Genomic DNA, 10,428 nt, shown 5'->3' with positions numbered 1-10,428 from the left:
CCCGGGGAACGGGCGAAGGGTGGGTAGGGGACTTCCACCCCCCGAGGCCGGGCTACGGCGCGAGCACCGCCGCCAGGTCCGAGCGCCCCGGGATGCCGAGCTTCGCGTAGATGCTCGTCAGGTGGTTGTCCACGGTGCGCGGCGACAGACTCAGCCGCCCCGCGATCGCCCGGGACGCCAGCCCCCGCGCCGCCAGCGCAGCGATCTCGCGTTCCCGCGGCGTGAGCCCCGGCGCGGCGAGCCCCGCCAGCGCCGGGACGGCCGACGCCGACAGCCCCGTACAGCGCGCGGCCAGCGCATGGGCCCGGGCCGCGGCCGCCCGGGCGGCCATCGCGTCCACGGCGACCCGGGCCGCCCCCGCCGCCGCCTCGGCCGCGAAGAGCCCATAGCCCAGTTCCTCGAACTGCCGTGCCGCCTCCCACAGTCCCGGCCCGGAGCGGCCGGCGAGGGCCTCCACGTGCGCGGCGCACGCCGTGGCCAGCGCGCCCTCGTGCGCCGGGGCCACCTCCCGCATCCGGTCAGCGACGGTCCGGGCCCCGGCGACCCCGCCGAGGCGGGCCGCGTCGTGGAGGGCGAGCAGTTCGAATCCGGTGAGGCCCGCCGCCCGCGCTCCCCGCGCGACGCCCCGCGCCAGTTCGACGGCCCGCGTCACGTGGCCCCCGGCCGCCGCCACCCAGGGCCGGGCCAGCTCCGTCCAGCGGTCGAAGACCACGGGGGCGGCGCTCGCGCCCCGGTCGGCGGCCGCGAGGTAGCGCTCCGCCCGGGCCGTGTCCCCGGCGAGCGCCGCCGCGTGCGCCGCGCCGCCGAGGTGGGAGGTGTCGTAGTACCCGGATCCGCGTGCCGCGATGCCCGCCCGGAAGCGGGCCAGCGCGGGCCCGGGCCGGCCGCGCCAGAGCAGGACCGCCCCGTAGAGCGCGTCCACGGAGCGTTCCGCCACCGGCCAGTCGCCGCGCCGCAGCAGCAGCTCCGCGAAGGCGTCGGCGGCCCGGTCGGCGCCGTCGAGGTGCCCGGCCCAGAACTCGGCGGCGAACTCCGCCAGTCGCAGCGCCAGCACCTCGGCGGGTTCGCGGCCGAGGAGTTCCCCGGCCCGGCGGACCTCGCCGCGGGCCTCCTCGGGCCGGCCGGTGTAGGCGTGCGCCACGGCCGTGGTCGTCAGCAGCGCCCCGGTCCGCCGCGTGTCCACGCGTTCCACGAGGAGTCCTCCGGCCAGCTCCAGCGCGGCCCCGAAGTCCCCCTGGGCGCCGATCAGTGCCACCCGGCGGGCTCCCGCCTCCCACCGCAGCGCCGGGTCGGCGACCGCCGACTCGGCTTCGAGCAGCACCCGTTCGGCCGCGGCGAAGCTGCGCAGTCCCCAACTGAGCCCGTGGGCGCGCAGGACGGCGTGCCGCACGCGCTGGAGGTCGCTCATCGGTTCCCCGGCGCATTCGCCGAGCACCCGCTCGGCCTCCTCGTAGCGTTCGGCCCAGCTGAGCGCCTCCGCGAGGAGCAGTGCCGACTCCGTGCCGCCTCCGCAGTCGCGGGCCGCCCCGGCCAGGCGTACGGCCGCCGCGGTGTCGTAGGCCGCCCAGGCGTCCCGGGCTCCGGCCAGCAGCGGTGCCGGGTCCTCGGTCATCCCGGCGGCCAGCCGCCACTGGGCGAGCCGCAGCGTGTCCCCGGCGCGGCGGGCGCCGGCCGCCTCCACCGCCCGTACCAGCGCCCGGTGGTGGCGCCGGGCCCGTACCCGGGGGCAGCGCGCGGCGGCCACTTCGGCGTAGAGGGGGTGGGCGGTGCGGACGCAGGTGCGCCGTCCTTCGTCGGCGACGGCGAGCAGTCCGCGCGTCTCGGCCTCCTCGACGAGCGCCGCGTCCGCCATGCCGAGCAGCAGCGAGATTTCCAACGGCTGGCCGAAAGCAACCAGTTCGAGCACCTCCCGGAGCTCGGGCCGGTCCTGGCCGTAGCCGCCGACGCGGTTCTCCACGAGGTCGGCGACGCGGTCGGGGGGCGGTCCGGGGAGCCGGCCGGAGGGGGTCCCCCAGATGCCGTCCTCCAGGCTCAGCTCGCCGCTGTCGACGGACGCGAGCACCAACTCGCGTAACAGGAGGGGGTTTCCCTGTGCCCTTTCGTGCAGCCGGGCGGCGGTCCGGTCGGCCACGGCGCCGAGTGCGGCCGTGAGCAGGGCCGCCGTCTCGGCGGGGGTGAAGGGCGGTAGTTCGAGGCGGCCCAGCAGCCGGTCCTCGGTGAGCCGGCGCAGCCCTTCGGGCGCTCCCGAGCCGGTGCGGACGGCGGCCAGCAGCCGCACTTCGCCGTCGCGTACGAGGCGTTGCAGCAGGGCGGCGGACAGGGGATCGAGCAGGTGGGCGTCGTCCACGCAGATCACCGCACCGGCCAGGGCGTCCGCGGCCCAGCGCCACCGGTTGCCGTCGGGGGCCATCCGCTCCGGCAGGAGCGGCGCGAGCGCCCCGAAGGGTGTGCCCCGGGCCGCCTCGGAGCCCTCGGCTACGAGCAGTTCGGGCAGGGAGCGGCGCACCTCGCCGATGAGCCAGGACTTCCCTGCCCCGGCCGCGCCGATCAGCAGCACCCCGCGCGGGTCGGCCGTCGCGTACCCCGTGGCGTCACGCCCGGTCAGCGCCCGGTGTGCCCGCTCCAGTTCCGCGGCTCGCCCGTGGAAGGGCCAGGAGACCACCATGCGCCGATGGTAGGACCGCCGCCGCGGCTCCCGAGACCGCGGCGACCGAAACCGGCCGCCGCAGGTGTGACCGTTCGGCCGGGTGTACGGGGCCTCGCGGGCGGCGGAGGTGCTGCGGGGGCGGCCGTTACCGGTGCAGGGCGGGCCTACGCCGTGACCTTGTCGCGGGCCGCGTCGAGGAGCTGACCGGTGGTGACCACCCGGGCGAAGCGGCCGCCCTGGAGGTTGACGGCGGTGGCGGTGGCGAGCTCGGCGGCCGTCAGCCGGGGCGCGTCCGGGCCGGGTCCGGCGGCCAGGTCGAAGGTGTGCGTGGCGTCGAGCGGCACGAGGACGTCGTAGCCCAGGTTCCCCGCCATCCGGGCGGTGAGCTCGACGCACATGTTGGTCTGGATCCCGGCGACCACGAGCTGGCCGATGTCCTGCTCGGTGAGCCAGTCGGCGAGGTCGGGGGTGCCGTAGAAGGCGGAGTTGACGGTCTTGCTGATGTGCAGGGCCGCCCGGTCCGAGCGCTCCTCCACGAAGTCCTTGAAGGCGTGTCCGGGCTGGTCCGGGGCGAAGGTGGAACCGGCGCGGGAGACGTGCCGGACGATCACGACCGGGCGGCCGGACTCCTCCCAGGCGTCCATCAGGGCCTCGATGTTGGCCTCGGCGTCCGGGTTGTCGCGCGGGCCCCAGAAGTCCGCGTCGTCGAAGCCCTTCTGCACGTCGATGACCAGGAGGGCACTGTTCTCGGTGATTTCGATCTTCTTCGTCATGGCTCAATCCTCGGCGGCGAGGGGGCTCCGCAACAGCGGCGGCCGGTACCCGAACCGATGGGATCCTGCCAATCTGGCAGCCCTCCGAAGGCCCCGGCCGGGGCCCGGAACGAGCCCCCGGAAAACCGGTGGAAAGTCCTCCGCGCGCCCCCGTCGCGCGCTCCCGACGGCTCCGCGGGCCGAGCGCGAGCCCCAGAAGCCCGCACGAGCCCCCACAGACCCCGCGGACACCGCCCGGGCCTCTCCCCGCCGATTTCCCCTCCGGCGCCCCACGGGCCCCCACAGCCCCCTTGCCCGCCGGAACCACCGTGGCAGACTCACCGCCATGCACCGCGTCGCGATCGTCGTACAACCCGGCATCCGCGCCTTCGACCTCGCCGTCATCACCGAGGTCTGGGGTTACGACCTCAGCCGCCTCGGCGTCCCGCCCTTCGAGCTGCGCCGGTGCGCCCTGAGCCCCGACCCGATCCCGCTTCCCGGCGGCCTGACCCTGGCCCCCGACCGGGGTCTGGACTGGCTCGCCGACGCCGACCTCGTCGTGGTGCCCGCCCTGGCCCGGCCCGGCGATCCGACGCCCGAGCCGGTGCTCGCGGCCCTGCGGGACGCCCACGCCCGGGGGATCCCGGTGGCCGCCCTGTGCGCCGGCGCCTTCATCCTCGCCGAGGCCGGACTGCTGTCCGGCCGCCGGGCCGTGACCCACTGGGCGCTGGCCCCGACACTGGCCGGCCGGCACCCCTCCGTACGCGTCGAGGAAGCCCCCCTCTACGTGGAGGACGACGGCGTGTGGACCTCCGCCGGGGTCGCCTCCGGCATCGACCTCTGCCTCCACCTGGTCCGCGAGGCCCACGGCGCCGAGGCGGCCGCGGCCATCGCCCGCGCGATGGTGACGGGCCCCTTCCGCACCGGCGACCACGCCCAGTACCTGGACCGCCCGACCCCGGCCGCCGACCGGACCGCCGAGACGCTGGCCGCCGTACGGGAGCGGGCGCTGGGGCGGCTGCACGAGGCCCTGGACGTCGCCACCCTGGCCCGGTGGGCCGGGATGTCCCCGCGCTCCTTCGCCCGGCACTTCGCCGCCGCGACCGGCACCACCCCGCACAAATGGCTCCTGCGCCACCGTCTGGACGAAGCCCGCAAACTGCTGGAACGCACCGACCATCCGGTCCCCGAGGTCGCCCGGCGGGCCGGATTCGCCAGTGAGGTCACCTTCCGCCAGCACTTCACCTCGTACATCGGCACGAGCCCCCGTGCCTACCGCGCGGCGGCTACCGCACCGGGGCCTCCCCCAAACCCGGCGGACAGTGTTAGAAATGGCTCATGAGCGGACGTTTTGGCCTGCCCAGGGGCTCTGAAGGGGCGCCCGAGGACGGTTCCCCGTCCGGGCCGGGCCGAGCGCGGGCCGAGACCGCCGGGCGCGTACGCCGGTTCACGCGCCGCCTGACGCGCCCCCTCTCCCGTCCGTTCACGAAACTCTCGCTCGGCTGGCACAGCGTGGCCGGCCAGGTCTTCGCCCTCCAGGCCGTCATCGTGCTGGTGCTCATCACCGCCGCCACCGCGGCCCTGTTCTTCCAGGCCCGCTACGACGGCCAGCGCGACGCCCGCAACCGCTCGCTGGCGGCCGCCGAGGCCTTCGCCCACGCCCCCGGCCTCCCGGCGGCCCTGAAGTCCGCCGACCCCACCGCCGAGCTCCAGCCCCTGGCCGAGGCCGCCCGCCGGGGTTCTGGCGTCGACTTCATCGCCGTCATGACCACCGGCGGCGTCCGGTACACCGACTCCCGGCCCGAGCTGATCGGACAGCGGGCCACCGGCGACCTCTCCCGGGCCGCGGCCGGGCAGGCCTTCACCGAGACGTTCAAGGGCAAGCCGAGCGACGTGGTGCGCGCCGTGGTCCCCGTACGGGACTCCGCGGGCACGGTCGTGGGCCTGGTCGCCACCGGGATCGAGATCGCCAACGTCGGCGACGTGGTGGAGGGCCAGCTGCCCCTGCTGTTCGGCGCGGCGGCCGGCGCCCTGCTCCTGGGCACCGGCGGCGCCGCCCTGGTCAGCCGCCGGCTGCGGCGCCAGACCCGGGGGCTCGGCGAGGCCGAGATGACCCGGATGAACGAACACCACGAGGCGGTTCTGCACGCCGTCCGCGAGGGCGTCCTGATCATCGACACCGAGGGCCGGCTCGTCCTCGCCAACGACGAGGCCCGGCGCCTGCTCGACCTGCCGCCCGACGCCGAGCAGCGGCACGTGAGCGACCTCGGTCTCGATCCGCGCACGGCCGCCCTGCTCGCCTCGGGGCGCAGCGCCACGGACGAGGTGCACCGGTCGGGCGACCGGCTGCTCGCCGTCAACGTGCGCCCCACCACGCCCTACGGGGGCCGCCCGTCGGGCAGCGTCATGACCCTGCGCGACTCCACCGAGCTCGCCGCGCTCGCCGGCCGGGCCTCGGTGGCCCGCGACCGCCTCCAGCTGCTCTACGACGCCGGCGTGCGCATCGGGACCACCCTCGACGTGGTGCGCACCGCCGAGGAGCTGTCCGAGGTCGCGGTCCCGCGCTTCGCCGACTTCGTCACCGTCGAGCTGCTGGAGCCGGTGCTGCGCGGCGAGGAGCCCAGTGCCGCCGCGCACACGGAGATGCGCCGGGCGGCCATGAGCGGGGTGCGCACCGATTCGCCGCTGCAGGCCGTCGGCGACATCATCCGCTTCGTGGTGCCGACCGCCCCGATGGCGGCTGCCCTGGACGCCGGGCGGGCGGTCATCGCGGCGGACCTGAGCTCCGCCTTCGGCTGGCGGTCCCAGGACGAGGACGGCACGCGGCTGGCCCTGGACTACGGCCTGCACTCGCTGATCTCCGTACCGCTCCAGGCCAGGGGCGTGGTCCTCGGGATGGCCAACTTCTGGCGCGCGGACACTCCCGAGCCCTTCGACGAGGAGGACCTGTCCTTCGCGGAGGAGCTGGCGGCGCGGGCCGCGGTCTCCATCGACAACGCCCGGCGCTTCACCCGCGAGCACGCGGTGGCCGTGACCCTCCAGCGCAGTCTGCTGCCCCGGGTGCTGCCGGACCTGAGCGCCGTGGACGTGGCGTTCCGGTACCTGCCGGCGAAGGCGGGGGTGGGCGGGGACTGGTTCGACGTGATCCCGCTGGCCGGGGCCCGGGTGGCGCTGGTCGTCGGCGACGTGGTCGGGCACGGGGTGCACGCCGCCGCCACGATGGGCCGGCTGCGGACCGCCGTGCACAACTTCTCCACCCTCGACCTGCCGCCCGACGAGCTGCTGGGGCACCTGGACGAGCTGATCGACCGGATCGACCAGGACGAGTCCGCGGGGGCCGGCGGTTCCGGCGACGGCGATCCGTCGGGCTCCGGCATCACGGGCGCCACCTGCCTCTACGCGGTCTACGACCCGGTGTCCGGCCACTGCACCATGGCCAGCGCCGGCCATCCGGGCCCGGCGCTGGTCGGCCCCGACGGCCGGGTCGGGTACCCGGAACTGCCGATCGGGCTGCCGCTGGGCGTCGGCGGGATGCCCTTCGAGGCGATCGGGCTGGACCTGCCCGAGGCGAGCCGGCTCGTCCTGTTCACCGACGGCCTGCTGGAGGACCGCGACCGGGACTTCGACACCGGCCTCGCCATGCTGACGCAGACCCTGTCGCGGCCGGACCGCAGCCCCGACCAGGCCTGCGCCGACGTGCTGGCCGCGCTGCTGTTCCCGGCGCCCAGCGACGACATCGCCCTGCTCATCGCGGACACCCGGCGGCTGCCGGCCGACCGGATCGCGGAGTGGGAGGTGCTCCCCGACCCCTCCGACGTCTCCCGGGTCCGCCGCGCGGGCGCGGCCCAACTGGCCGCGTGGGACCTGGAGCACGTCTCGTTCACCGCGGAGCTGATCCTCAGCGAGCTGATCACCAACGCCATCCGCTACGGGAACGCGCCCATCCGGGTCCGGCTGCTCCGCGACCGGACGCTGATCTGCGAGGTCTCCGACGGCAGCAGCACCTCTCCGCACCTGCGGTACGCGGCCACGACGGACGAGGGCGGCCGCGGCCTGTTCCTCGTCGCCCAGTACGCGGAGCGCTGGGGCACCCGCTACACGGACCGCGGCAAGGTCATCTGGGCCGAACTCCCCCTGACGGCCTCGGCGGAGCCGGCACCCCCGTCCGTCCTGGACCTGGACCTGGACGCCCTGGAAGACCTCGCCTGGTAGCGGCCGCTCAGAGCCTGGCGGACAGGCGCGCCTTGGCCTCGGGCCATTCGTCGGCCAGCAGGGAGAAGTACACGCTGTCCCGCCAGGTCCCGTCGGGGCGGACGCGGTGGCGGCGCAGGACGCCCTCGCGGCGGGCGCCGAGGCGGGCGATGGCCGCCTGGGAGCGGGTGTTGAGGTGGTCGGTCTTGAGCTGGACGCGGCCCATGCCGAGGTCCTCGAAGGCGTGGGTGAGCAGGAGCAGCTTCGTCTCGGTGTTGACCGCGCTGCGCCAGTACGCGCGCCCGTACCAGGTCCAGCCGATCTCCAGGCGCTCGTCGGCCGGGCTGATGTCGAGGTAGGTGGTCCAGCCGATGGCCCGGCCGCTTTCCAGGTGGATGACGGCGAAGGGCAGGTAGTCGCCCTCCAGTACGGCGTCGAGCCTGGCGCCCAGCTCCTCCTCGGTCTGCGGCGCGGGCCCGCCCTGCCACCGCCAGACCTCTTCGTCGCGGCCCCCGGCCGCGTACAGGTCGGGGAGGTGGCTCCTGGTCAGGGGCTCCAGACGCACGTGGCGTCCGGTGAGGACGATGGGGCTGGGTGACTTCGCAGACATGGGAGAAAGATAACCCTCCATTGCGCTAGATACAATCCATTATTGCACTAGTACATATCCAGCGTGCGGGTCAGCAGGACCGCCACGTCGTCCTGCGGGGCCGCGGGCAGCAGTCGGGCCAGGATGTCGTCGCACAGCGCCTCCAGCGGCTCCCCCGCTCCCCTCAGCGCGCCCGCCAGCTCCGCCATCCCCTCGTCCAGGTCCCGGTCCCGTGCCTCGATCAGGCCGTCCGTGTACAGCACCAGCAGGCTCCCCGGGGGCAGCCGCACCTCCTCGGTGCGGAACTCCAGCCCGCCCGTGCCCAGCGGGGTCCCCGACGGGCCGTCCAGGAAGGTCACGGCCCCGTCCGCCGCGACCACGGCCGGCGGCGGGTGGCCCGCGCGGGCCACGACGCACGCGCCCGTCGCCGGGTCGTGGACGGCGTAGACGCAGGTGGCCATCTCGTCCTCGCCCAGGTCGGCCACGACCGCGTCCAGCGAGCGGAGCATCTGCTCCGGCGGCACGTCGTGCCGCGCGAGGGTCCGTACCGCCGTGCGCAGCTGCCCCATCACGGCCGCGGCGTGGATGCCGTGGCCCATCACGTCGCCGATCACCAGGCCGGTCCGGCCGCCCGGCAGCTCGATCACGTCGTACCAGTCCCCGCCGACGTCGTGGTCGCTGGCCGGCAGGTAGCGGCCTGTCAGCTCCAGGCCGGCCACCTCGGGCAGCGCGTTGTTGGTGAGGCTGCGCTGCAGGGTCAGGGCCGCCGCGCGCTGGGTCGTGTACATCCGGGCGTTGTCGATGTTCAGGGCGGCCCGGGCGACCAGCTCGTCGATCAGTACGCAGTCCTGCTCGTCGAAGGGCTCGCGCCCGCGCAGCCGGGTCACCGCGACCGCGCCGAGCACCTGCCCGCGCGCGACCAGGGGGACCATCCGGGCCGAGCCGAGGGTGGACAGGTACGCGCGCAGGGCGCCGGCCCGCGGATCGCTGATCAGGGCCGGGATGTCGGACACGTACAGGTTCATGGGCAGGCCCTCGGTGATGACCCGCTCGTAGGCGCTGTCCACGGGGATCTGGAAGGTCTGCCCGACGACCAGTTTGGCGGTGGGCGCCCCGGGGTCCGGGAAGACGGCGGCCAGCCGCCGCAGCACGCCCCGGGTCGAGGCGGCCGCCTCGTCGGACTCCAGCACCGCCTCCAGCAGCTGGACGTCGGCCGAGTCCGCGAGCTGCGGCACCAGCACGTCCGCGATCTCCTGGGCGGTCTGGCGCAGGTCCAGCGTGGTGCCGATGCGGGTGCCGGCCTCGGCGAGGAGCGCGAACCGGCGGCGGGCCTGCTCCGCCTCCGCCTGGGCCCGCTGCCCGTCGGTGATGTCGATGAGGGAGGCGATCAGGCCGAGCTGCCGCCCGGAACCGTCCAGCAGCGGGGCGTACGAACAGGACCAGGTCCGGTCGTGGTCGGGGTCGGCGGGGGTGCGGCCGGTGCGGCGGACGTCGACGACCGGGGACCCGCACTCCAGCACCTTCTGCATGAGGCCCTCCAGGGCCGCCGCGTTCACCCCGGGCACGACCTCGGTGAGCCGTTTGCCGACGTGCTCGGCGGCCGGCACCCCGTTCATCCGGGCGAGGGCGTCGTTGACGCGCAGGAAGCGCAGGTCCGTGCCGAGGGTGCCGAGGCCGATGGGCGACTGGGTGAACAGGCTCTGGAGCGCCGCGAGGGAATCGCGCATCCGCAGGACCTCGGAGGTCTCCACGGCGATGAGCATGGCCCCGGTGCGCCCCTGCGGGTCGGCGGCGGGCACGATCCACATCTCCATCGGGACGCGGTGGCCGTCGCGGTGGCGCACGGGCAGGGTGCCGACCACGGTCTCCCCGGCCTGGACCCGGCGGGTGAGGTCGGCGGCGAGCTCCCGGTTGGCGTCGGGGACGAGCACGGAGGTGCCGAGCCGCCCGAGGATGTCCTCGGGGCGGTATCCGAGGAGGTCCTGGGCGGCCAGCGACCATTCGACGACCCGTCCGTCGGCGTCCTCCCGCCACAGGGCGATCGGCAGCAGCTCGCGCAGGACGCCCGCGTACCCGACCGCCGCCACGGGCTGGTCCGGCACCTCGCTCGTCTGCTGGTACGTGTCCAATGCGGCGACCTCACCCCGGGGGGCCCGATTCCTACCGATTCACCCTATCCGAGGCGTCGGGGACCGGCGCTGCGTCGGGTCCGATCCCCGGGCCTGCGGTCAGGCCGGGCGGGCTACTCC

6 protein-coding genes are annotated in these 10,428 nt (G+C 75.4%); 2 read left to right on the top strand and 4 right to left on the bottom strand.

Annotated features, from left to right (window positions below; all coding sequences use genetic code 11):
• Window positions 1-52: 52 nt before the first annotated feature.
• Both ACWGDE_RS30770 and ACWGDE_RS30765 read right to left on the bottom strand, forming a co-directional pair.
• Window positions 53-2,665: a LuxR C-terminal-related transcriptional regulator gene (locus ACWGDE_RS30770; RefSeq protein ID WP_453392304.1), complete on the bottom strand. Its 2,613-nt coding sequence runs from the start codon at window positions 2,663-2,665 to the stop codon at window positions 53-55.
• Between the two features lie 146 nt (window positions 2,666-2,811).
• The gene (locus tag ACWGDE_RS30765) at window positions 2,812-3,420 is read right to left on the bottom strand and encodes a cysteine hydrolase family protein (RefSeq protein WP_453392303.1); all 609 of its coding nucleotides are present in this window, start codon (window positions 3,418-3,420) and stop codon (window positions 2,812-2,814) included.
• Between the two features lie 325 nt (window positions 3,421-3,745).
• Between ACWGDE_RS30765 and ACWGDE_RS30760 the strand changes: the two genes are divergently transcribed.
• Entirely contained in the window at window positions 3,746-4,741 is a 996-nt protein-coding gene (locus tag ACWGDE_RS30760; protein ID WP_453392302.1) for a GlxA family transcriptional regulator, read from the top strand.
• Window positions 4,738-7,611 carry a SpoIIE family protein phosphatase gene (locus tag ACWGDE_RS30755; protein ID WP_453392301.1) on the top strand — a complete coding sequence of 958 codons (2,874 nt, stop codon included), beginning with the start codon at window positions 4,738-4,740 and terminating at the stop codon, window positions 7,609-7,611. The genes ACWGDE_RS30760 and ACWGDE_RS30755 overlap by 4 nt, the downstream gene beginning before the upstream one ends.
• Window positions 7,612-7,618: 7 nt before the next feature.
• Here the strand turns inward: ACWGDE_RS30755 and ACWGDE_RS30750 are convergent, their stop codons facing one another.
• Together ACWGDE_RS30750 and ACWGDE_RS30745 are read right to left on the bottom strand one after the other, a co-directional pair.
• On the bottom strand, window positions 7,619-8,200 hold the full coding sequence (locus ACWGDE_RS30750) for a GNAT family N-acetyltransferase (protein ID WP_453392300.1): 582 nt from the start codon (window positions 8,198-8,200) through the stop codon (window positions 7,619-7,621).
• A 47-nt stretch (window positions 8,201-8,247) separates the two neighbouring features.
• Window positions 8,248-10,308, bottom strand: coding sequence for a SpoIIE family protein phosphatase (locus ACWGDE_RS30745; protein WP_453392299.1), 2,061 nt, complete (start codon window positions 10,306-10,308; stop codon window positions 8,248-8,250).
• Window positions 10,309-10,428: the final 120 nt, after the last annotated feature.

Source organism: Streptomyces sp. NPDC054956 (genome assembly GCF_053609185.1).
Note: the sequence above shows the minus strand (reverse complement) of the source record. Positions and strands in the feature narration are given on the sequence as shown.

What these genes read in the sequence shown, in the direction of transcription:
- ACWGDE_RS30770 (WP_453392304.1), bottom strand. Translation starts at nt 2,665, where the DNA reads ATGGTGGTCTCCTGGCCCTTCCACGGGCGAGCCGCGGAACTGGAGCGG.
- ACWGDE_RS30750 (WP_453392300.1), bottom strand. Translation starts at nt 8,200, where the DNA reads ATGTCTGCGAAGTCACCCAGCCCCATCGTCCTCACCGGACGCCACGTG.
- ACWGDE_RS30765 (WP_453392303.1), bottom strand. Translation starts at nt 3,420, where the DNA reads ATGACGAAGAAGATCGAAATCACCGAGAACAGTGCCCTCCTGGTCATC.
- ACWGDE_RS30760 (WP_453392302.1), top strand. Translation starts at nt 3,746, where the DNA reads ATGCACCGCGTCGCGATCGTCGTACAACCCGGCATCCGCGCCTTCGAC.
- ACWGDE_RS30755 (WP_453392301.1), top strand. Translation starts at nt 4,738, where the DNA reads ATGAGCGGACGTTTTGGCCTGCCCAGGGGCTCTGAAGGGGCGCCCGAG.